Annotated in this window: 21 protein-coding genes; 10 read left to right on the top strand and 11 right to left on the bottom strand. The window is 56.3% G+C overall.

Translation table 11 applies throughout. The features are described 5' to 3' along the window. Nucleotides 1–1,044 (top strand): quinolinate synthase NadA, encoded by a 1,044-nt coding sequence (gene nadA, locus O1724_RS07215; RefSeq protein ID WP_023315653.1) that lies wholly within the window; start codon nt 1–3, stop codon nt 1,042–1,044. A gap of 22 nt (nt 1,045–1,066) precedes the next feature. Then, a complete protein-coding gene (gene pnuC / locus O1724_RS07220; protein ID WP_023315654.1) occupies nt 1,067–1,786 on the top strand; it encodes a nicotinamide riboside transporter PnuC in 720 nt (239 codons plus the stop codon). On the opposite strand, the gene zitB is transcribed toward pnuC, so the two are convergent. Together zitB and O1724_RS07230 are read right to left on the bottom strand one after the other, a co-directional pair. Further along, a complete protein-coding gene (gene zitB / locus O1724_RS07225) occupies nt 1,783–2,721 on the bottom strand; it encodes a CDF family zinc transporter ZitB (RefSeq protein WP_022650624.1) in 939 nt (312 codons plus the stop codon). The two genes, pnuC and zitB, sit on opposite strands and share 4 nt — an antisense overlap. Before the next feature lie 99 nt (nt 2,722–2,820). Further along, on the bottom strand, nt 2,821–3,180 hold the full coding sequence (locus tag O1724_RS07230; RefSeq protein ID WP_003858566.1) for a protein YbgS: 360 nt from the start codon (nt 3,178–3,180) through the stop codon (nt 2,821–2,823). Nucleotides 3,181–3,484: 304 nt separating this feature from the next. Between O1724_RS07230 and aroG the strand changes: the two genes are divergently transcribed. Beyond that, nucleotides 3,485–4,537, top strand: coding sequence for a 3-deoxy-7-phosphoheptulonate synthase AroG (aroG, locus tag O1724_RS07235; RefSeq protein ID WP_003858564.1), 1,053 nt, complete (start codon nt 3,485–3,487; stop codon nt 4,535–4,537). A gap of 61 nt (nt 4,538–4,598) precedes the next feature. Here aroG and gpmA read toward each other — a convergent pair whose 3' ends face one another. From gpmA to modE, 7 genes are all read right to left on the bottom strand, one after another. Then, nucleotides 4,599–5,351, bottom strand: a complete 753-nt coding sequence (gene gpmA, locus O1724_RS07240) for a 2,3-diphosphoglycerate-dependent phosphoglycerate mutase (protein ID WP_003858562.1) — start codon at nt 5,349–5,351, stop codon at nt 4,599–4,601. A 265-nt stretch (nt 5,352–5,616) separates the two neighbouring features. Then, nucleotides 5,617–6,660: a galactose-1-epimerase gene (gene galM, locus O1724_RS07245; RefSeq protein WP_126296952.1), complete on the bottom strand. Its 1,044-nt coding sequence runs from the start codon at nt 6,658–6,660 to the stop codon at nt 5,617–5,619. Beyond that, entirely contained in the window at nt 6,654–7,802 is a 1,149-nt protein-coding gene (galK, locus tag O1724_RS07250; protein WP_023324336.1) for a galactokinase, read from the bottom strand. Before galK ends, galM begins: the two co-directional genes overlap by 7 nt. Before the next feature lie 2 nt (nt 7,803–7,804). Further along, the gene (gene galT / locus O1724_RS07255) at nt 7,805–8,851 is read right to left on the bottom strand and encodes a galactose-1-phosphate uridylyltransferase (protein ID WP_022650627.1); all 1,047 of its coding nucleotides are present in this window, start codon (nt 8,849–8,851) and stop codon (nt 7,805–7,807) included. A 9-nt stretch (nt 8,852–8,860) separates the two neighbouring features. Beyond that, complete coding sequence (gene galE / locus O1724_RS07260; RefSeq protein ID WP_096205566.1) at nt 8,861–9,877, bottom strand: UDP-glucose 4-epimerase GalE; 1,017 nt, start codon at nt 9,875–9,877, stop codon at nt 8,861–8,863. Between the two features lie 201 nt (nt 9,878–10,078). Further along, nucleotides 10,079–11,551, bottom strand: coding sequence for a molybdate ABC transporter ATP-binding protein ModF (gene modF, locus O1724_RS07265; protein WP_045894957.1), 1,473 nt, complete (start codon nt 11,549–11,551; stop codon nt 10,079–10,081). 67 nt (nt 11,552–11,618) lie between these two features. Further along, nucleotides 11,619–12,407 (bottom strand): molybdenum-dependent transcriptional regulator, encoded by a 789-nt coding sequence (modE, locus tag O1724_RS07270; RefSeq protein ID WP_003858550.1) that lies wholly within the window; start codon nt 12,405–12,407, stop codon nt 11,619–11,621. 127 nt (nt 12,408–12,534) lie between these two features. Here modE and O1724_RS07275 point away from each other — a divergent pair, with 127 nt between their 5' ends. From O1724_RS07275 to modC, 4 genes are all read left to right on the top strand, one after another. Then, nucleotides 12,535–12,687, top strand: coding sequence for an AcrZ family multidrug efflux pump-associated protein (locus O1724_RS07275; RefSeq protein WP_003858549.1), 153 nt, complete (start codon nt 12,535–12,537; stop codon nt 12,685–12,687). Between the two features lie 178 nt (nt 12,688–12,865). Further along, complete coding sequence (gene modA / locus O1724_RS07280) at nt 12,866–13,642, top strand: molybdate ABC transporter substrate-binding protein (RefSeq protein ID WP_022650631.1); 777 nt, start codon at nt 12,866–12,868, stop codon at nt 13,640–13,642. Further along, nucleotides 13,639–14,331, top strand: a complete 693-nt coding sequence (gene modB / locus O1724_RS07285) for a molybdate ABC transporter permease subunit (protein WP_479983949.1) — start codon at nt 13,639–13,641, stop codon at nt 14,329–14,331. Before modA ends, modB begins: the two co-directional genes overlap by 4 nt. Continuing rightward, nucleotides 14,331–15,389, top strand: coding sequence for a molybdenum ABC transporter ATP-binding protein ModC (gene modC, locus O1724_RS07290; RefSeq protein WP_003858541.1), 1,059 nt, complete (start codon nt 14,331–14,333; stop codon nt 15,387–15,389). The genes modB and modC overlap by 1 nt, the downstream gene beginning before the upstream one ends. On the opposite strand, the gene O1724_RS07295 is transcribed toward modC, so the two are convergent. Continuing rightward, on the bottom strand, nt 15,390–16,208 hold the full coding sequence (locus tag O1724_RS07295; protein ID WP_023324340.1) for a pyridoxal phosphatase: 819 nt from the start codon (nt 16,206–16,208) through the stop codon (nt 15,390–15,392). Nucleotides 16,209–16,327: 119 nt separating this feature from the next. On the opposite strand from O1724_RS07295, the gene pgl reads away from it, so the two are divergent. After that, nucleotides 16,328–17,323, top strand: a complete 996-nt coding sequence (gene pgl, locus O1724_RS07300) for a 6-phosphogluconolactonase (protein ID WP_022650634.1) — start codon at nt 16,328–16,330, stop codon at nt 17,321–17,323. Between the two features lie 102 nt (nt 17,324–17,425). Here the strand turns inward: pgl and O1724_RS07305 are convergent, their stop codons facing one another. Next, nucleotides 17,426–18,709 carry a putative acyl-CoA thioester hydrolase gene (locus O1724_RS07305; protein ID WP_003858537.1) on the bottom strand — a complete coding sequence of 428 codons (1,284 nt, stop codon included), beginning with the start codon at nt 18,707–18,709 and terminating at the stop codon, nt 17,426–17,428. 223 nt (nt 18,710–18,932) lie between these two features. On the opposite strand from O1724_RS07305, the gene hutI reads away from it, so the two are divergent. Both hutI and hutG read left to right on the top strand, forming a co-directional pair. Next, nucleotides 18,933–20,156, top strand: a complete 1,224-nt coding sequence (gene hutI, locus O1724_RS07310; RefSeq protein ID WP_003858536.1) for an imidazolonepropionase — start codon at nt 18,933–18,935, stop codon at nt 20,154–20,156. Beyond that, entirely contained in the window at nt 20,153–21,091 is a 939-nt protein-coding gene (gene hutG / locus O1724_RS07315; protein ID WP_003858535.1) for a formimidoylglutamase, read from the top strand. The genes hutI and hutG overlap by 4 nt, the downstream gene beginning before the upstream one ends. The last annotated feature ends 16 nt before the right edge of the window (nt 21,092–21,107 follow it).

A 21,107-nucleotide genomic window follows, 5' to 3' on the forward strand; every position in this document is an offset into this window, starting at 1 on the left:
ATGAGTGTGATGTTTGATCCCGAAACCGCAATCTATCCCTTCCCGCCGAAGCCAGCGCCGCTAAGCCGGGATGAGAAGCAGTTCTATCGTGAGAAAATTAAGCGCCTTCTTAAAGAGCGTGATGCGGTGATGGTGGCGCATTACTACACTGACCCGGAAATTCAGCAGCTGGCAGAGGAGACGGGCGGCTGTATCTCAGACTCGCTGGAGATGGCGCGTTTCGGCGCTAAACATCCTGCCTCCACGCTGCTGGTTGCAGGTGTGCGCTTCATGGGCGAAACGGCAAAAATTCTCAGCCCGGAAAAAACCATACTGATGCCGACGCTGAATGCCGACTGCTCCCTTGACCTCGGTTGCCCGATTGATGAGTTCACCGCCTTCTGTGATGCCCACCCTGACCGTACCGTGGTGGTCTATGCCAACACGTCTGCGGCGGTGAAAGCCCGGGCGGACTGGGTAGTGACGTCCAGTATCGCCGTTGAGCTGATTGAACATCTGGACAGCCTGGGGGAGAAAATCATCTGGGCGCCCGATCGTCACCTGGGAAACTACGTACAAAAACAGACCGGTGCGGATGTGCTGTGCTGGCAGGGGGCCTGTATCGTCCACGATGAGTTCAAGACCCAGGCGCTGACCCGGATGAAAGGCTTATACCCGCAGGCCGCGATACTGGTGCACCCGGAATCTCCGCAGTCGATCGTCGACATGGCGGACGCCGTCGGCTCAACCAGCCAGTTAATTAACGCGGCAAAAACGCTGCCACACAAGCAGCTCATCGTGGCGACCGATCGCGGTATCTTCTACAAAATGCAACAGGCCGTGCCGGAAAAAGAGCTGCTTGAAGCGCCAACCGCCGGAGAAGGGGCGAGCTGCCGAAGCTGCGCGCATTGCCCGTGGATGGCGATGAATGGGCTCAAAGCGATTTCGGAGGCGCTTGAGAACGGTGGCGCAGCGCATGAGATCCACGTGGATGCCGCTCTGCGTGAAGGCGCGTTAATTCCACTTAACCGTATGCTGGATTTTGCGGCTACACTACGTACTTAACTTATTACGCCCCGGAGAAAAAATGGATTTTTTTAGCACACAGAACATCCTGGTTCATATCCCGATTGGTGCGGGCGGCTATGACCTGTCGTGGATTGAAGCGGTGGGTACGCTGGCCGGTTTACTCTGTATCTGGCTGGCCAGCCTTGAGAAGATCAGCAACTATGCGTTCGGGCTGATAAACGTCACGCTGTTTGCGATCATCTTCTTCCAGATCCAGCTCTACGCCAGCCTGCTTCTACAGCTGTTCTTCTTCGCGGCCAATATCTATGGCTGGTACGCCTGGTCTCGGCAAAACAGCCAGCAGGAGGCGGAGTTGCAAATCCGCTGGCTGCCGTTGCCTAAAGCCATCGCCTGGTTCGCGGCCTGCGTGGTGGCTATCGGCTTTATGACCGTCTTTATTGATCCGGTATTTGCCTTCCTGACGCGCGTGGCGGTCTCGGTGATGTCGGGACTGGGATTGAACGTGACGATGCCTGAGCTTCAGCCGGATGCCTTCCCGTTCTGGGATTCCTGCATGATGGTGCTGTCGATTGCCGCAATGATCCTGATGACCCGTAAATACGTTGAGAACTGGCTGTTGTGGGTGGTGATTAACGTGATTAGCGTGGTGATTTTTGCCCTTCAGGGCGTTTATGCCATGTCGCTGGAGTATATGCTCCTGACCTTCATTGCTCTCAACGGCAGCCGCATGTGGATTAACAGCGCGCGTGAGCGTGGCTCTCGCGCGCTTTCCCGTTAATGATGATGTGCGTGTGAGTGGCCGGACTGCGCCTCGTTAAGGTGGCAGTCTGGCCCGCTGCAAGGCTGGTACTCCATCTGGATAGTGGAGTGCGCAATCTCATAGTGATGCTCGAGGAAATGCCGAATACGTTCAAGCAACGCATCGTGATCGTGGGGCGGAATAACCTGAACGTGCAGCGTCATCAGCGGTTTCTCACCCACCAGCCAGACGTGAACGTGGTGAACGTTACGGACTTCAGGAATGGAACGACTCAGGTTGCGCTTCAGTTCGCCAATATCCAGTGATGTGGGCGCGCCTTCCAGTAGCTCATTTACGCTCTCCTTCAGTAGCCGCCAGGCGCTGCGCAATACCAGGCACGATACCAGCACGGAAAGAATCGGGTCGATAGGGGTCCAGCCCGTGCCCATAATGATCAGCGCGGCCACAATCGCACCAACAGAACCCAGCAGATCGCCCAGCACATGAAGCGCCGCGGCCCGTACGTTCAGATTTTTTTCACTGCTGCCGCGGTGCAATATCCAGAACGCCAGAATATTGGCGACCAACCCGGCAATGGCGATAACCATCATTGTCGTCCCGGCTATCGGTTGTGGATGCCGAAAGCGCTGAAAAGCCTCCCAGACGATAAGAATAGTAATGACCACCAGTGCAATCGCATTCACAAAGGCGGCAAGCGTGGTCAGTCTGAGCCAGCCAAAGGTGTGGCGGGTATTGGGAGGGCGACGGGCAAACTGCACGGCCAGCAGAGCAAACAGGAGCGCGGCAGCGTCGGTCAGCATATGCCCGGCATCGGCCAGCAGCGCCAGCGATCCGGATATCAGCCCGCCTGTGACCTCAATAATCATAAAGGTGGCAGTGACGCCAAAAGCCAGCAAAAGCCGTTTGGCATTTTCATCGCCAGTGGAGTGGGAATGGGAGTGGGAGTGCGCCATGGTATCGTTCCTGATTTATTATTATTTTTAGTGTAGCGTTTTTAAGAGCTTAAATAAAAAAGGAGAGCATTCGCTCTCCCTGTTTTACCTTATGGAAGGTTACTGGGTAGTACCGTCCGTTTTGGTATTGGCATCGCTGCCCACTTTGTCATTCGGGTCCGGGCATTTCCCGTCTTTACAGACTGAGTTTTTATGCACCTCGTCGGTAGTCATACCCTCATGGTTCATCGTGCCTGTGTTCGTCCCGCCAGTATTGGTATTGCCCGTGTTGATATTACTGTTATCAACATTGTTTGGCGCGATATTCTGTTTTGCATCCGGCGCAACCTGGCCTGCTTCGGCAGCGGCATTCGCGTCGCCGTTGCTGCCGGATGAGCCTGCATCAGCAGCCAGTACGCTACCGCTTGCCAGGGTAAGGGTTGCCGTCAGGAAAAGCGTAGTCAGTTTCGTCATTTTCATCATGGTGCTCCTGTTCTTATCGTTACGCTGGATAACATTCTCCAACAGTGCATCTTGTTCAGTGGCGAAAGATTCCGGACTCCTGAATTATGTCAGGATGGAATCGCGTATAAATATTTAAAAACAGTCGTTACAAGTAAAAAGCTTAGGCCAGATCTCATTTTTCGCTATTTTGTTGCGTATTTTAGGCGAATTCCAGGAATTATCTGCGCGAAGTGTAAAAGCCCGTTTACACTTCGTGGCCGACAAGTTAGATTGAAAGGATTGCTTTCATTACTAAAGATATGGCAGAGCCGGAAAGAAGATGAATTATCAGAACGACGATTTACGCATTAAAGAGATCAATGAGTTATTACCTCCCGTAGCGCTCCTTGAAAAATTCCCCGCCACCGAAAATGCCGCCAACACGGTGTCTCATGCCCGCAAGGCGATCCACAAGATCCTGAAAGGTAGCGACGATCGTCTTCTGGTAGTGATCGGGCCATGCTCCATTCACGATCCTGCTGCGGCCAAAGAGTATGCGTCGCGTCTGCTCGCCCTGCGTGAAGAGCTGAAAGGCGAACTGGAAATCGTGATGCGCGTTTATTTCGAAAAACCGCGTACCACCGTGGGCTGGAAAGGGTTAATCAACGATCCGCATATGGACAACAGTTTCCAGATTAACGACGGCCTGCGCATTGCGCGTAAGCTGCTGCTGGAGATCAACGACAGCGGGCTGCCTGCTGCCGGAGAATTCCTCGATATGATCACCCCGCAGTATCTGGCTGACCTGATGAGCTGGGGCGCTATTGGTGCGCGTACGACTGAATCTCAGGTTCACCGCGAGCTGGCGTCTGGCCTGTCATGCCCGGTGGGTTTCAAAAATGGCACTGATGGCACCATCAAGGTCGCCATTGACGCCATTAATGCGGCGGGCGCGCCGCACTGCTTCCTGTCGGTGACCAAGTGGGGCCACTCGGCTATCGTGAATACCAGCGGTAATGGCGATTGCCATATCATACTGCGCGGCGGTAAAGAGCCTAACTATAGCGCTAAACACGTAGCGGAGGTAAAAGCAGGGCTGGAGAAAGCAGGTCTGGCACCGCAGGTGATGATCGATTTCAGCCATGCCAACTCCAGCAAACAGTTCAAAAAGCAGATGGAAGTCGGCGCAGATGTGTGTCAGCAAATCGCCAGCGGTGAACGCGCAGTGATTGGGGTGATGATTGAGAGCCATCTGGTTGAAGGCAACCAGAACCTGGAGGGCAGCGAGCCGCTGGTCTACGGTAAGAGCGTGACGGATGCCTGCATTGGCTGGGACGATACCGATGCGATCCTGCGTCAGTTGGCGGATGCGGTAAAAGCGCGTCGCGGCTAAGTTTGTTGCGGGTAATAAAAAAGCGTGGATTTCTCCACGCTTTTTTTATGTCCGGCGAATATTACTTCGCTTTACCCTGGTTCGCCACGGCCGCCGCTTTTGCAGCGATTTCGTCGGCGTTACCCAGGTAGTAATGTTTAACTGGCTTGAAGTTTTCGTCGAACTCGTACACCAGCGGCACGCCGGTAGGGATGTTCAGCTCGAGGATTTCATCTTCACCCATGTTGTCCAGGTATTTCACCAGCGCACGCAGGGAGTTACCGTGAGCAGCGATAATGACGCGCTCGCCGCTTTTCAGGCGTGGCAGAATGGTTTCGTTCCAGTAAGGCACAACGCGGTCGATGGTCAGCGCCAGGCTTTCGGTCTGCGGCAGTTCAGCCTCAGTCAGCTTCGCGTAACGCGGATCGTGGCCCGGGTAGCGCTCGTCATCTTTGCTCAGCTCTGGAGGCGTGACCGCAAAACCACGACGCCACTGCTTAACCTGCTCGTCACCGTATTTTTCTGCGGTTTCCGCTTTGTTCAGACCTTGCAGCGCACCGTAGTGACGCTCGTTAAGTTTCCAGGATTTCTCAACCGGCAGCCAGGCCTGATCCAGCTCGTCCAGAATGTTCCACAGGGTGTGGATGGCACGTTTCAGCACAGAGGTGTAAGCAAAGTCAAAGGTGAAGCCTTCTTCTTTCAGCAGTTTACCTGCCGCTTTTGCTTCGCTCACGCCTTTCTCGGACAGATCAACGTCATACCAACCGGTGAAGCGGTTTTCGTTGTTCCACTGGCTTTCGCCGTGGCGCACCAGGACAAGCTTAGTATTAGCCATTTCTTACTCCTCAAGCATTTTGAATGATAACAATTCTCATTATATTGCCGTGACTGTGCCAGCAGCAACGCTTAACCCTAACCATAGCGAAAATAGTTCGAGAGTGTAAGATGCATGTGAATCCAGGGTTATGATTTTGTCTGCGATCGCCGCTATTTTCAGCAAGGCGGAGATAAAAAAGCCCTCGCGGTGAGGGCCAGGCTTTTTTGCCGGATGGCGCTTCGCTTATCAGGCCTACATTTGTAGGCCCGTGCGCCGCCGGACATTAAGCGCGCGGAATGAAATGATACTCGGTGACGCTTACGTACTCTTCACCCGGACGTAGCACGCAGTCCGGCTGCGGCCATTCAGGATGGTTAGGCGTGTCCGGCAGGAACTCGCTCTCCAGCGCCAGTCCTTGCCAGGCGCCGTAGGCGTCATGTTCGCGCGCCGTGGTACCCTCCAGATAGTTACCGGAATAGAACTGTAGGGCGGGGGCGGTGGTGTAGACCGTCATCTGTAACTTCTCATCAGCAGACCAGACCTGTGCGGCAGGTTGAGAAAGATCGCCTTTCGCCTGCAACAGGAAAGCATGGTCGTAGCCTTTCACCTTGCGCTGATCGTCATCACTCAGGAAATCCTGGGCGATGCTTTTCGGCTGACGAAAATCAAAGCTATTACCGCTTACCGGTTTCAGCCCCTGATAAGGGATACCCATCTCATCGACCGGCAGATACTCGTCCGACAGGATCTGGAGTTTGTGGCTGCGGACATCGGTCTGATTACCGTCAAGGTTGAAATAGGCGTGGTTAGTCAGGTTGACCGGGCACGGCTTATCGACGGTCGCGCGGTACTCAATGGCGATGCGATTATCTTCGGTCAGGGTGAAGCGCGCCGTTGCGGTGAGATTGCCCGGGAAGCCCTGGTCTCCATCGAGGGAGTCCAGAGAGAACCAGACCTCACCGTCATTTTGCTGCACAATCTTCCAGCGACGTTTATCAAACCCTTCCGGGCCGCCGTGCAGCTGATTTTCGCCCTGGCTGGCAAGCAGGGAATACGTTACGCCGTCCAGCGTAAACCGGCTTCTGGCGATGCGGTTAGCGTAGCGGCCTATGGATGCGCCCAGAAAAGCGGTCTGCTCGATATACTGCTCCGGCGATGCGCAGCCGAGCAGGGTTTCGCGCACGCTGCCGTCAGGCATCGGTACGCGGGCAGAAAGTAACGTTGCGCCCCAGTCCATCAGCGTAACCACCATCCCGGCGCTGTTGCGCAGGGTTAACAGGCGATACGGCAGACCATCCGGTGCGAGTGTTGGTGTTTCGTTTAGCACTGTCCGGCTCCTTGTGATGCTTTGCAGACATAGAAAGTTTCTTTGATGCCCGTTTTGGCTTCGTACTGTTTAGCCACCGCGTCCTGAATGGCAGGGACCAGCTCTTCCGGCACGAGGGCGACGACGCACCCGCCAAATCCGCCGCCGGTCATACGCACGCCGCCTTTGTCGCCAATCGTGGCTTTCACAATTTCAACCAGGGTGTCGATTTGCGGCACGGTGATTTCGAAATCGTCACGCATGGAGGCATGCGATTCGGCCATCAGCTCGCCCATCCGTTTCAGGTCACCTTTCGCCAGCGCGGAGGCGGCTTCTACGGTACGGGCATTTTCGGTCAGTATATGGCGCACGCGCTTCGTGACAACCGGGTCCAGCTCGTGGGCGACCTTGTTAAATTCATCAAGTGAGACATCACGCAGGGCTGGCTGCTGGAAGAAGCGCGCGCCGGTTTCGCACTGTTCGCGACGGGTGTTGTACTCGCTGCCCACCAGGGTGCGTTTGAAGTTGCTGTTGATGATCACCACAGCCGCACCTTTAGGCAGCGGAACCGCTTTGGTCCCGAGGGAGCGACAGTCAATCAGCAAAGCGTGTTCTTTCTTGCCCAGCGCGGAAATCAGCTGATCCATAATGCCGCAGTTGCAGCCCACGAACTGGTTTTCCGCTTCCTGACCGTTCAGGGCGATCTGCGCCCCGTCCAGCGGCAGATGATAAAGCTGCTGGAACACGGTGCCGACCGCCACTTCCAGAGATGCGGAAGAGCTTAATCCCGCCCCCTGCGGCACGTTGCCGCTGATCACCAGATCGGCCCCGCCGAAATTCTTGTTACGCTTTTGCAGGTGCTTCACCACGCCGCGAACATAGTTCGACCACTGCTGGCTGTCGTGGGTCACGATCGGCGCATCGAGGGAAAATTCGTCAATTTCGTTGCCGTAATCCGCGGCGATTACTCGCACATGACGATCGTCGCGTTTCGCACAGCTGATCACCGTCTGGTAGTCGATGGCACACGGCAGGACAAAACCGTCGTTATAGTCGGTGTGCTCGCCGATCAGATTAACGCGGCCTGGCGCCTGGATAACATGGGTGGCAGGGTAGCCAAATTTTTCAGCAAACAGGGATTGTGTTTTATCTTTCAGACTCATTTTTAGACTCCTGATTCGCGGTAATGGACGTCGCTAACGGCACGCAGACGTTCTGCCGCCTGTTCCGCCGTCAGGTCGCGCTGGGTTTCCGCCAGCATTTCATAGCCCACCATGAATTTACGTACCGTTGCTGAGCGCAGCAGCGGCGGGTAGAAGTGTGCATGTAACTGCCAGTGTTGATTCTCTTCGCCGTTAAACGGCGCGCCGTGCCAGCCCATGGAGTAGGGGAAGGAGCACTGGAAGAGGTTGTCGTAGCGGCTGGTCAGTTTTTTCAGCGCCAGCGCCAGGTCGTCACGCTGGGCGTCGCTGAGTTCGGTAATGCGCTGAACATGGGCTTTCGGCAGCAGCAGCGTCTCAAATGGCCACGCCGCCCAGTAAGGGACTACCGCAAGCCAGTGTTCGGTTTCCACCACGGTACGGCTGCCATCCGCCAGCTCACGCTGGGTGTAATCCACCAGCATAGGCGAACCGTTCTGGGTGAAATACGCTTTTTGCAGTCGGTCCTCACGCTCGGCTTCGTTCGGCAGGAAGCTGTTCGCCCAGATCTGACCGTGCGGATGTGGGTTGGAGCAGCCCATCGCCGCGCCTTTATTTTCAAACACCTGCACCCACGGATAGCTCTGGCCCAGCTCCGCGGTTTGCACCTGCCAGGTGCTGACCACCTCTTTCAGGGCATCCACGCTCAGCTCCGGCAACGTTTTGCTGTGATCGGGCGAGAAGCAGATCACGCGGCTGGTGCCGCGGGCGCTTTCGCAGCGCATCAGCGGGTCATGGCTTTCCGGCGCGTCCGGCGTATCGGTCATCAGCGCGGCAAAGTCGTTAGTAAACACGAAGGTGCCTTTGTAGTCCGGGTTTTTATCGCCCGTCACGCGGGTATTGCCCGGGCAGAGGAAACAGTCCGGATCATGCTGCGGCAGCGTCTGTTTGGCAGGCGTCTCTTGCGCCCCCTGCCAGGGGCGCTTGGCGCGATGCGGTGAAACTAAAATCCATTGCCCGCTGAGCGGGTTAAAACGACGATGCGGGTGATCGACGGGATTGAATTGCGTCATGACAAATCCTTAGTCCGGATAGCCCTGCGGATGGCGTGATTGCCAGTGCCAGGTATCCTGTGCCATTTCATCGAGCGTGCGGGTGACACGCCAGTTGAGCTCTTTATCCGCTTTGGTGGCATCGGCCCAGTAAGCCGGGAGGTCGCCATCACGGCGGGGAGCGAAGTGATACTTCACCGGCTTGCCGCAGGCTTTACTGAAAGCATTCACCACATCCAGCACGCTGCTGCCAATCCCGGCGCCGAGGTTGTAAATATGCACGCCCGGTTTGTCCGCCAGTTGCTGCATCGCCGCCACGTGGCCGTCGGCCAGATCCATGACGTGAATGTAATCGCGCACGCCGGTGCCATCTTCGGTGGGATAATCGTTACCAAAAATCGCCAGGGAATCGCGACGCCCTACGGCAACCTGCGCGATATACGGCATCAGGTTGTTAGGAATGCCCTGCGGATCTTCGCCCATATCACCTGAAGGATGCGCGCCGACCGGGTTGAAGTAGCGCAGCAACGCGATGCTCCACTCAGGCTGGGCTTTTTGCAGGTCGGTCAGGATCTGCTCTACCATCAGCTTGCTTTTGCCATACGGGCTTTGCGGCGTACCGGTCGGGAAGCTTTCAACGTAAGGAATTTTTGGCTGATCGCCGTAGACGGTTGCGGAAGAGCTGAAGATAAAGTTTTTAACGTTGGCCGCACGCATGGCGGAGATCAGACGCAGGGTACCGTTGACGTTGTTGTCATAGTACTCAAGCGGTTTTGCCACCGATTCGCCAACCGCTTTCAGGCCCGCGAAGTGGATAACGGTTTCAATCGCGTGATCGTGAAGGATTTCAGTCATCAATGCTTCATTGCGGATATCGCCTTCCACGAAAGTCGGCTGTTTACCCGAAAGGCGTTCAATGATCGGCAGCACGCTGCGCTTACTGTTGCACAGGTTATCAAGAATGACAACATCGTGGCCGCTTTGCAGCAGTTGCACACAGGTATGACTTCCTATGTAACCGCTACCACCTGTTACCAGAACTCGCATATTTCGCTCCATTAGGCTTATGGTATGAATTAACCATAGCATATCAGAGACGCGAAAAGTGTGACATGGGATAAAATAGTGGTATCGTTTACACTGGTTTTCACACGCGCTTTTTCTCAGACTGAGTGCATTGTAGATCAAAGAGATAGAGATGTATTGTTGCAGGTTGTCTGAAAAGCGGAGGGCAGCGCCCTCCGAGCGTTAATCGATTTTGCTCAGCAGGTAGCGGTATTGCTCGCCGTCAGGGACAAATTCCAGCCGATGGGTGATGCAGGACGGGGCATCCTCAGCATGGTGGGACACAAACAGCAGCTGGGTTTCACCTTCGCTAATCAGGACATCCACAAAGCGGCGGATCAGCTGACGGTTGAGCGGATCCAGCCCCTGCAACGGTTCATCCAGAATCAGCAGCGTAGGGTGCTTGACCAGCGCGCGGACGATCAATGCCAGCCGCTGCTGCCCCCACGACAGGCTGTGGAAGGGTGCATCGGCGACCCGGTTATCCATACCCAGAATATCCAGCCACTGCTGCGCCAGCTTGTGCTGCTTGTCGGATACCGCCTGATAAATACCAATGGAGTCGAAGAAGCCAGAGAGGATCACGTTTCGCACCGTGGTGCTCACCCGGTAGTCCAGATGCAGGCTGCTGCTGACATAGCCGATGTGCTTTTTGATATCCCAGATGGTTTCCCCGCTGCCGCGGCGACGGCCGAACAGGGTGAGATCGTTGCTGTATCCCTGCGGGTGATCCCCGGTGATCAGGCTCAGCAGCGTGGATTTACCCGCCCCGTTGGGGCCGACGATCTGCCAGTGCTCACCAGGATTAACCGTCCAGCTGAGGTGATTAAGAATAGGGCGATCGTCGTAAGCAACCACCCCATCGCGCAGCACAATGCGCGGCTGGTCAGGATCCAGCCCGTGGCGCGCCGAAGGCGCATCCGGCTCCGGCAGGGCAATACCGTCCAGTTTCTCGCTGTGGGCCAGCTGCGCAATCAGCGCCTGCCGAAGCAGTACGGCTTTCTCGCCGGTTTCGGTCAGGCTACAGTCCGCCAGCACGCCTGCATAATGTACGAAATCCGGGATCTCATCAAAGCGGTTCAGGACCAGTACAAGGGTGTATCCCTGCTGGTTAAGCGACGCCAGCAACGCTGCCAGCTGCGCGCGGGACTGTACATCCAGTCCGTCAAACGGTTCATCCAGGATCAAGAGTTCCGGCTCGCTCATCAGCGCCTGACACAGCAGCGTTTTGCGCGTCTCACCGGTAGAAAGATATTTGAAACGGCGGTTAAGCAGGGCGGTAATGCCAAATTGCTCCGCCAGCTGCTGACAGCGGGCAGGATCTTTTATCTCATCCTGGATAATTTCCGCCGTCGTGCGGCCGGTATCTTCTTCGCCGGGGCTGAGCAAATCGGTATTGTTACGCTGCCACTCATCGCTGACCAGCTTTTGCAGCTGTTCGAAGGAAAGGCGCGTCAGCCGGGTAAAGGTGCACCGACGTTCACCCTTCAGTTGGGTTAATTCGCCTGCCAAAGCGCGGGCCAGCGCGGATTTTCCGCTGCCATTAGAGCCCACAAACGCCCAGCTTTCTCCGGCGCGAAGGGTTAACTCTGGCAGCGATAAGGTACGGGTATCGCTAAGACGAAACGTGCCTTGCGAAATATGCAATGATGACATGTGTTATCCCATTTTTTGCAGCAACAGATGTCAGGGATACTCAGTGTAAGCAGGGTTGTCAATGTGCTTAGCACAATGTGGCGATAATTATCCTGTCTGCATTGAAATATGCGGTCACCACAGCACCTTCGTCTAATTCGGTCGCGTCGTTCACCGGAACGGTGGCGCAGAGCAACTGTCCATCCGGCAGGGTCATCAGCACTTCACACTGTTCTGCGCCGCGCTCGATGTGGCTGATGCGTCCCCGCAGCTGGTTGTCGGCCTCTGCGGCCTGCTCAGGGTTAAGCGTGATGCTGATCCAGGGGGCTTTGAGTAATACCAGCACCTCCTGACCTTCGTTCAGCCCAAGGCGTTGACCACTTTGCGCGGTGATGGCGGCTTTCAGGCGCGTCGTGCCGTCCGCGAGCAGGATCTCAATATGCTCCTGCACCTGCGAATGATCGCGCCCCGTCACCGTACCAAACCACTGGTTACGGGCGCTGGTCTGCAAAGAGAAACGGGAGATGGCGCCCAGCAGGCTGTCCAGCGGCAGGTTGTCGTCATCGCTCAGCACATCAAATGCTTTTTGCTGGATCTGCGCCAGTAAATCGTAGAGCTGGATCAGACGTTGCCCGTAACGCGTCAACACGGCGCCGCCGCCGCCTTTCCCGCCGGTGGCGCGCTCAACCAGCGTGTGTTCACTCAGGGTGTTCATGTCGTTAATCGCATCCCAGGCGCTTTTATAGCTGATGCCGGCGTTTTTTGCTCCCTGGCTAATCGAGCCAGTTTGTTCTATTTGTTTTAACAGGGCGATACGTCGCGGATCGGCGAAAAGCTTCTGCTGAAGTCGTAGGGTGAGGAGAATTTCGGCCTGCATAACAGTGTCCCGGCAAAAAGGCTATTGTGACCCAAATGCCCGGGGGCGGAAAGCGCACCGCACAAAAGGGGATGTTTTTCTTACTTTTCAGGGTAGAATAAGCCGTTCACAAGATCTGGAGAAAACCATGTTAGAGTTGTTGAAAAGTCTGGTATTCGCGGTAATCATGGTGCCAGTAGTGATGGCTATCATCCTCGGTGCCATCTACGGCCTGGGTGAAGTGTTCAACGTCTTTTCGAACATTGGTCATCGTCGTGACCAGCCTAAAAAGCAGCAATGATTTCCTCCAAAACGCCCGGCCAGCCCGGGCGTTTTGCTCTCAAGTTTATTCCTCTCCCGCCGATATCTTTTACAACGTTCCTTGAGTTTACGCATTAATGGGTACGATTTAGCGCTAGGAACGCCTGCGATATATCGTTATATTTATTTGTATATAACGATACGCACAGGAGCTTCAAATGGCACGTTCATGGGTACGCCTTTTCGCAGGGGCAACGCTGACTCTCTCACTCACCGGCCACGCGCTGGCGGATGAAGGAAAAATCACGGTCTTTGCGGCGGCGTCGCTGACTAACGCGATGCAGGATATTGCTGCGGTATACAAAAAAGAGAAAAACGTCGAGGTGGTCTCGTCGTTTGCCTCCTCGTCCACGCTGGCCCGCCAGATTGAAGCGGGGGCGCCCGCGGATCTGTTCATCTCTGCCGATCAGAAATGGATGGATTACGCGGTGGAGAAAAAATCTGTTGATACGGCTACCCGCGAAACGCTGCTGGGAAATAGCCTGGTGGTGGTTGCACCCGCAAACAGCAAGCAGGGCGACATCGCCATCAACAAACAGACGGACTGGACCCGTCTGCTCAACGGTGGTCGTCTGGCGGTGGGCGATCCGGAGCATGTTCCTGCCGGGATTTATGCGAAAGAAGCGCTGCAAAAACTTGGCGCATGGGAAACCTTATCGCCGAAGCTGGCTCCCGCAGAAGATGTGCGTGGCGCGCTGGCGCTGGTGGAGCGTAACGAAGCGCCACTCGGGATCGTTTACGGCTCCGATGCCGTCGCCAGTAAAGGCGTGAAGGTAGTGGGTACCTTCCCGGAAGACTCGCATAAGAAAGTGGAATATCCTGTTGCGATAGTTGATGGGCATAAAAATGCGAGCGTGACGGCCTTCGTTGACTACCTGAAGGGGCCGGAAGCGTCCGCTATCTTTAAACGTTACGGATTTACGACTCACGAATGATATTGACCGAACCTGAATGGCAGGCCGTGCTGCTGAGCCTGAAAGTCTCTTCCCTGGCGGTTGCGCTGAGTTTGCCCTTTGGGGTGTTCTTTGCCTGGTTACTGGTTCGCGTGAAGTTTCCAGGCAAAGCCCTGCTCGACAGTGTTCTTCATCTTCCGCTCGTCTTGCCGCCTGTGGTGGTCGGCTATCTGCTGCTGATCTCCATGGGGCGACGCGGCGTTATTGGCGAGTGGCTGTACGACTGGTTCGGACTGACCTTTGCTTTCAGCTGGCGCGGCGCGGTTCTGGCCGCGGCAGTAATGTCCTTCCCGCTGATGGTGCGCGCTATCCGCCTGGCGCTGGAAGGGGTGGATATCCGGTTAGAACAGGCCGCCCGCACGCTGGGCGCAGGCCGCTGGCGGGTATTCCTGACCATTACGATTCCGCTTACGTTACCGGGCATTATCGTCGGTACGGTGTTAGCCTTCGCCCGCTCGTTGGGTGAGTTTGGCGCGACCATCACCTTTGTGTCGAACATTCCCGGCGAGACGCGGACCATCCCGTCGGCCATGTATACCCTGATTCAGACCCCGGGCGGCGAAGGTGCGGCGGCCCGGCTGTGTATTATTTCGATTGTGCTCGCTCTGGTCTCGCTGCTGGTGTCTGAGTGGCTGGCGCGCCTCAGCCGTGAACGGATGGGGAAATCGTGATGCTGGAACTCAACTTTACGCAAACCCTGGGCAGTCACACCCTGACGCTGAACGAAACGCTGCCTGCCAGCGGTATCACCGCCATTTTTGGCGTGTCCGGGGCGGGGAAAACGTCTCTGATTAATGCGATTAGCGGCCTGACGCGTCCCCAGTCTGGCCGTATTGTGCTAAATAACCGCGTCTTAAATGACGCGGAGAAGAAGGTCTGCCTGTCACCGGACAAACGCCGTATCGGCTATGTGTTTCAGGATGCGCGCCTGTTTCCGCACTACAGCGTTCGCGGGAACCTGCGTTACGGCATGGCAAAAAGCATGGCCGGACAGTTCAATAAGCTGGTGGCGCTGCTGGGCATCGAACCGCTGCTGGATCGTCTGCCGTCGTCGCTGTCGGGTGGTGAAAAACAGCGTGTGGCGATTGGCCGCGCCCTGTTAACCGCGCCGGAACTGCTGCTGCTGGATGAGCCGCTGGCCTCGCTGGATATTCCGCGCAAGCGCGAGCTGCTGCCGTATCTGCAACGTCTGGCGCGGGAAATCAATGTGCCAATGCTCTACGTCAGCCATTCGCTGGATGAGATTTTACATCTGGCCGACAAAGTGCTGGTGCTCGAAGCGGGCAGGGTGAAGGCATTCGGCAATCTGGAGGAGGTGTGGGGCAGCAGCGTTATGCATCCATGGCTGCCAAAGGAGCAGCAGAGCAGCATTCTGAAGGTGAGCGTGCTGGAGCACCATCCGCACTACGCGATGACCGCGCTGGCGCTGGGCGATCAGCATTTGTGGGTGAATAAAATCGATACGCCGATTCAGTCCACGTTACGGATCCGCATTCAGGCGTCGGATGTCTCATTGGTCCTGCAACCGCCGCTGCAAACCAGTATCCGCAATATTTTGCGCGCAAAAGTGGCGCAGTGTTTTGATGATAACGGCCAGGTGGAAGTGCAGCTGGAAGTGGGCAGCAGAACGCTGTGGGCGCGCATCAGCCCGTGGGCCAGGGATGAGCTGGGTATCAAGCCTGGCCTGTGGCTTTACGCGCAAATCAAGAGCGTTTCCATAACCGCCTGATCACAGCAGGTGGGTATAGATATACTGCGCGATGCTGTCGGTGGTGTTATCACCAATCACCACGTCAGCGCGCGCTTTCACCGCGTCATCGGCATTACCCATCGCCACGCCCGTTCCGGCCGCTTCCAGCATGCTGATGTCGTTATAGTTATCGCCGAAAGCAATTACGTCCTGCATTGATCCGCCCTGCGATTCAACGAACTGGGTCAGACGCCTTCCTTTGCTGTTGCCTTTGCGGGCGATATCCACCTGATCGTGCCAGGACCATTCACATTCCAGACCCAGCGTATGCTCGACAAGTTTTGCGAAGGTATTCAGTTTGGCGGTGTCTTCATCGGTCAGGGCAAATTTCCAGATTGCTTCGACGTCTTCCGCCGCCTGGCGCAGGGAGGAAACCTGAGTAAACACCGGACGCTGCGCTTCCGGCAGAGACAGAGCCCAGTTGCTGGTGCGGATCACATGGCCGGTAGGGCGTTCATACACCATGGCGTTATCCACATACATCAGGCCGTGAATGGCGTGCTCATCCAGTAAATCAATCAATTGCAGCGCCTGCGTAACGGGAAGCGGATCGGAGGCTAAAACCTTTTTTGCCTGATAATCATACAAATAGGTGCCATTACAACAAATTGCAGGTGTATCTAAGCCCAGTGCCTGATAAAAAGGATGAATGGCTACGTGATGTCGACCCGTTACGATGAGAAGTTGATACCCCGCTTCCTGGGCTCGTTTGAGGGCCTCAAGAGAAGAGGGGAGCAGGGTTTTCTGAGGGGTAAGCAGTGTTCCGTCTAAATCCAGGGCAATCACTCGCGAGGTCATTTTTTCTTCCGGGTTAATGTTGAATTTAAGGTCTGTCGGGATGGTACACCGAGAGCGGAACCCTGCAAAATCCCGGACTACAATTCAGCATTCACCGTTAAAAATAATCAGGAGTATTCATGAAACAAACCGTTTATACCGCCAGTCCTGAAAGTCAGCAGATCCATGTCTGGCGTTTGAATACAGAAGGTTCGCTTACGCTGGTTCAGGTTGTTGATGTGCCAGGCCAGGTGCAGCCGATGGTCGTCAGCCCGGATAAACGTTTTCTTTATGTCGGCGTACGCCCCGAATTCCGCGTACTGGCATACCGCATCTCCCCGGATGACGGCGCGCTGACCTATACCGCAGAAGCCCCGCTGCCGGGCAGCCCGACCCATATTTCCACTGACCATAAAGGCAACTTTATCTTCAGCGGCTCCTACAATGCAGGCTCCGTGAGCGTCACCCGCCTGGAAGACGGTATTCCCGTTGAAACCGTCGACGTGGTAGAAGGGCTCGAAGGTTGCCACTCAGCCAACATTTCGCCGGATAACCGCACGCTGTGGGTGCCAGCGCTTAAGCAGGACCGCATCTGCCTGTTTACCCTGAGCGATGACGGCCATCTGGTCGCGCAGAGCCCGGCGGAAGTCACCACCGTTGAAGGCGCAGGCCCGCGCCACATGGTCTTCCATCCGAATCAGCAGTATGCCTATGTCGTTAACGAGCTGAACAGCTCGGTAGACGTGTGGGAGCTGAACGATCCTAACGGGCAGATCGAGTGCGTACAGACGCTGGACATGATGCCATCTGATTTCTCTGACACACGCTGGGCGGCAGACATTCACATCACGCCGGATGGCCGTCACCTGTATGCCTGTGACCGTACCTCCAGTCTGATCACCGTCTTCAGCGTCTCTGAAGACGGCAGCGTTCTGGCAGTTGAAGGCTTCCAGCCAACTGAAACCCAGCCGCGCGGCTTTAATGTCGACCACAGCGGCAAGTACCTGATTGCGGCGGGGCAGAAATCCCACCACATTGCGCTCTATGAAATCCAGGGCGTGCAGGGTCTACTGGAAGAGAAAGGACGCTATGCGGTCGGACAAGGGCCGATGTGGGTTGTGATTAACGCTCATTGATCCGTAGACGAAAAAAAACCTCGCAAATGCGAGGTTTTTTATGCGCGGTTAATGCATGTGGCAGGCCGGGTAAGGCGCAGCCGCCACCCGGCAGCAGGCATTTTACTGCTTCGGCTCAGCAACCACTTTGCTACCCAGACCGCGGTTGTTGTATTCCCACATGCGGTTGAAGTTAGCGTCGTTCAGGTTACGCTGCACGTTGTCTTTATCATCCACCGTGCCGGTGTTGCCGGAGAAAGGACGTTTCGAGATCGCCGCATCCGCCCACGGTTTCGCCATGTTAAAGCCTTCGTTAATCACGCTGTCGCGGATCACTACCTGGCCGTTAGTGGCGGAGTCCACGTCCAGAGAGCGACCAAGCTGCGCCACGCCATCGCCAGCAGCAGTAAAGCGACTATTCACGGCCAGGAAGCCATAGAACAGGTTAGACTGCGTGGCCGGTGCAAAGACGTAACCTTCCTGCTGCGTACGTGAATTCACCACGCGGAAGTCGGTGTTATCAAATACCACCGCGCCGCGGCCAGAGACCATATCCACGTCGCCTTCAATGTAGCTGTTGGTGACCAGAGTACGCGTCAGACGGTTGTTCTGAAGGGTATTCTGCACGCCGCTGTTGGTCACGAAGAAGGTGTTCTGGCGGCCCAGGATATTGACGTTGTTAATCTGTACCTTGTCGCCATCGCTACGCAGCGCCACGGCCTGATGATTACCTGCGTCAACGCTGTCGCCCAGGGTGTTCTGAATGGTCAGGTTTTGCAATTGCAGGCCATTGTTTTGTGACCAGAATACCGCCGAACACATCACGCCAATGGTGGCGGCACGCTTGCGCTGGCAGTTATCAAACATATACCACGCCGGTTTACCTGGCATGTATTTACCGGCCGGGTTTACCAGATGGCGCCAGGTGGTGCTGTCGATCTCTGAATCAATCGCCAGGCCAATCTTTACGTCGACCGCTTTTTCGCCCAGGCCGTAAAGTGTAATGCTTCCCGGTGCCGCCGGAACATAAACGGTTCCTTCGTATTCACCCGGCAGGATGGCAATGTACTGACGAGATGCGCTGTGTTTGGTGATTGCGGCATCAACGGCTGCCTGAATAGAGGTGTGTGTAACGCCCTGCGCCCCGGCCGGGCCGACAACGAAGTCTGGCTGTTTCGGCAGGTTAATAGAAGAAGGCGTCCACGGGGCTGCATTGGGATCCATCGCCGAGAAATAGTGCGCACGGGTGAAGTTCTTCGCTTCAGCCGCTGACAGGATCGGACGGGAAGCGGTGCCCGGAGCAACCTGCTCAGAAGGTTGCTGATCCGGTGGTGTTGAACTGCAAGCGGATAAAGTCACGCCAAAGGCGAGTGCCAACGCCAGACGGGAAATCCTGGAAATATTCAAGGTAATGCTCCTGGGTATGCAAGTCTTATCTGGATAGACGAAATAGCCTGCTTTTTTATACTAAGTTGAGCGAAACGGGAAGATAAAAACCGGAAAAGTTGCATTTTTGCCCGCAGGCGACGGGAAAGTCATCACAAATAAATAACATTTTCCCCCAATGCGGTTGACAGCAGGCGGCAGATGAAAATAAATGTCTATACAACCCATGACAAGTGGAAGGCACATGCAGCAGCTTAATCCCGATGATGTTATATGGCGAAATGCGCGACTGGCAACCCTGGCGACAGGCGAGGCGGAACCCTACGGCCTGAGAGAACAACATGCCCTCGTTGTGCGCGGCCAGACGATTCTGGCCATTATTCCTGAATCCGAGATCCCCTCCGGGCATTGTCAGTGTGTCGATCTCGACGGGCGTCTGGTTACTCCCGGCCTGATCGATTGCCACACCCACCTGGTGTTTGGCGGCGATCGTGCAGCGGAATGGGAGCAACGGCTTAACGGCGTGTCATATCAGACCATTAGCGCGCAGGGCGGCGGAATTAACGCCACGGTCACGGCCACCCGCAACAGTTCGCCGGAAACGCTCCTGACGGTGGCGCAGCAGCGACTCCAGCGGCTGATGAATGAAGGCGTAACGACCGTTGAAATAAAATCAGGATACGGTCTGAATGCCGAAGCCGAAGAGAAAATGCTGCTGGTTGCCCGCCAGCTCAGCCTGAATAATCTGGTCGATATCAGCCCGACGTTGCTGGCCGCGCATGCCGTTCCTGCCGAGTACCGACAAGATCCGGATGCCTATCTGGCGCTGGTCTGTGAGCAGATCATGCCCACGCTGTGGCAAAAAGAGTTATTTGAAGCGGTGGACGTGTTTTGTGAAAACGTCGGCTTTACCCCGGCGCAAACCGAGCGCCTGTTCCGGGCCGCCGCCGCGCTCGGGATCCCGGTAAAAGGGCATGTAGAACAACTGTCGAATCTTGGCGGCGCGGCGCTGGTCAGCCAGTATAAAGGGCTGTCGGCCGATCATATTGAGTATCTCGATGATGCAGGTATTCAGGCGATGGCGCAAAGCGGCACGGTGGCGGTATTGCTCCCCGGCGCGTTCTATTTTCTTCAGGAGCGCCAGCGTCCACCGGTGGCGCAGCTCAGAGAGCAGGGTGTGCCGATGGCGGTGGCTACCGACTACAACCCGGGCACCAGTCCGTTTGCCAGCCTGCATCTGGCAATGAACATGGCCTGCGTCCAGTTTGGCCTCACGCCGGAAGAGGCCTGGGCTGGCGTGACGCGGCATGCGGCGCAGGCGCTAGGACGTGCTGCGACGCACGGGCAGTTAAAGCCCGGTTATGTGGCTGATTTCGTCGTCTGGGAGGCGAATCATCCGGTTGAGATGGTTTACGAGCCGGGGCGGAATCCTTTGTATCAACGCGTGTTTCGGGGGCAGGTAGCATGAAACTGTGGCATCCCGTCTCCCCGCAGGTCTGGCAGGGGCGTGACGACAGCGCCGAGTCCAGCACCGCGAAACGTCTCTTCCAGACCATACAGCAGCGCGAACACTTTTCTCCCGTGCCGTCAGGCATTGCCCTGCTGGGCTTTGAATGTGATGAAGGGGTTAAGCGTAACCAGGGCAGGCCCGGTGCTGCACAGGCGCCCGATGTGTTGCGCGGCGCGCTGGCGAATATGGCGAGCCATCAGGGGCATGCGCGCCTCGTGGATATGGGTTCTGTTTATGTTGAAGGACACGCGCTGGAGGCGGCACAGCAGGCGCTGAGCGAGGCCATAACCGCGTGCCAGCAATCCGGGATGCGTACTCTGGTTTTCGGCGGTGGACATGAAACCGCCTGGGCGCACGGGCGCGGCGTGCTGGACGCCTTTCCGAACGATCGCATTGCGGTGATCAACCTGGATGCGCACCTCGATTTACGCAAGGCTGAACGGGCAACGTCCGGCACGCCGTTCCGCCAGCTGGCGCACTACTGCGCGTCTCAGTCTCGGGTGTTTCACTACGCCTGCCTGGGGGTAAGCCGTGCGGCGAATACTCAGGCGCTGTGGGAGGAAGCTGAGCGGTTGAACGTGACGCTGGTTGAAGATCTCGATTTTCGCCGGGATGCGCTATCCGCGCTGGATAGCGTGCTTACGCAGGCAGACCGGGTTTATCTCACCGTTGACCTCGATGTGCTGCCTGCCGCAGAAATGCCCGCCGTGTCCGCCCCTGCGGCGTTGGGGATCCCGGCGCTGGATCTGTTCCCGGTGATTGAGCGTATCTGCCGAAGCGGTAAACTACAGGCGGCGGATCTGGTGGAATTTAATCCGCACTACGATCGGGACGGTCAGGGCGCTAAGCTCGCCGCCCGACTGGCCTGGCAAATTGCTCACTGGTGGGCATAACCACATTCAAGGAGTC

The sequence above is a fragment of the Enterobacter cloacae complex sp. HYC074_NIDB genome, from assembly GCF_056673345.1.

Bases quoted from the DNA above. Each gene is read 5' to 3' on its own strand.
- nadA (WP_023315653.1), top strand. From the start codon at position 1: ATGAGTGTGATGTTTGATCCCGAAACCGCAATCTATCCCTTCCCGCCG.
- pnuC (WP_023315654.1), top strand. From the start codon at position 1,067: ATGGATTTTTTTAGCACACAGAACATCCTGGTTCATATCCCGATTGGT.
- zitB (WP_022650624.1), bottom strand. From the start codon at position 2,721: ATGGCGCACTCCCACTCCCATTCCCACTCCACTGGCGATGAAAATGCC.
- O1724_RS07230 (WP_003858566.1), bottom strand. From the start codon at position 3,180: ATGAAAATGACGAAACTGACTACGCTTTTCCTGACGGCAACCCTTACC.
- aroG (WP_003858564.1), top strand. From the start codon at position 3,485: ATGAATTATCAGAACGACGATTTACGCATTAAAGAGATCAATGAGTTA.
- gpmA (WP_003858562.1), bottom strand. From the start codon at position 5,351: ATGGCTAATACTAAGCTTGTCCTGGTGCGCCACGGCGAAAGCCAGTGG.
- galK (WP_023324336.1), bottom strand. From the start codon at position 7,802: ATGAGTCTGAAAGATAAAACACAATCCCTGTTTGCTGAAAAATTTGGC.
- galT (WP_022650627.1), bottom strand. From the start codon at position 8,851: ATGACGCAATTCAATCCCGTCGATCACCCGCATCGTCGTTTTAACCCG.
- galE (WP_096205566.1), bottom strand. From the start codon at position 9,877: ATGCGAGTTCTGGTAACAGGTGGTAGCGGTTACATAGGAAGTCATACC.
- modF (WP_045894957.1), bottom strand. From the start codon at position 11,551: ATGTCATCATTGCATATTTCGCAAGGCACGTTTCGTCTTAGCGATACC.
- modE (WP_003858550.1), bottom strand. From the start codon at position 12,407: ATGCAGGCCGAAATTCTCCTCACCCTACGACTTCAGCAGAAGCTTTTC.
- O1724_RS07275 (WP_003858549.1), top strand. From the start codon at position 12,535: ATGTTAGAGTTGTTGAAAAGTCTGGTATTCGCGGTAATCATGGTGCCA.
- modA (WP_022650631.1), top strand. From the start codon at position 12,866: ATGGCACGTTCATGGGTACGCCTTTTCGCAGGGGCAACGCTGACTCTC.
- modB (WP_479983949.1), top strand. From the start codon at position 13,639: ATGATATTGACCGAACCTGAATGGCAGGCCGTGCTGCTGAGCCTGAAA.
- modC (WP_003858541.1), top strand. From the start codon at position 14,331: ATGCTGGAACTCAACTTTACGCAAACCCTGGGCAGTCACACCCTGACG.
- O1724_RS07295 (WP_023324340.1), bottom strand. From the start codon at position 16,208: ATGACCTCGCGAGTGATTGCCCTGGATTTAGACGGAACACTGCTTACC.
- pgl (WP_022650634.1), top strand. From the start codon at position 16,328: ATGAAACAAACCGTTTATACCGCCAGTCCTGAAAGTCAGCAGATCCAT.
- hutI (WP_003858536.1), top strand. From the start codon at position 18,933: ATGCAGCAGCTTAATCCCGATGATGTTATATGGCGAAATGCGCGACTG.
- hutG (WP_003858535.1), top strand. From the start codon at position 20,153: ATGAAACTGTGGCATCCCGTCTCCCCGCAGGTCTGGCAGGGGCGTGAC.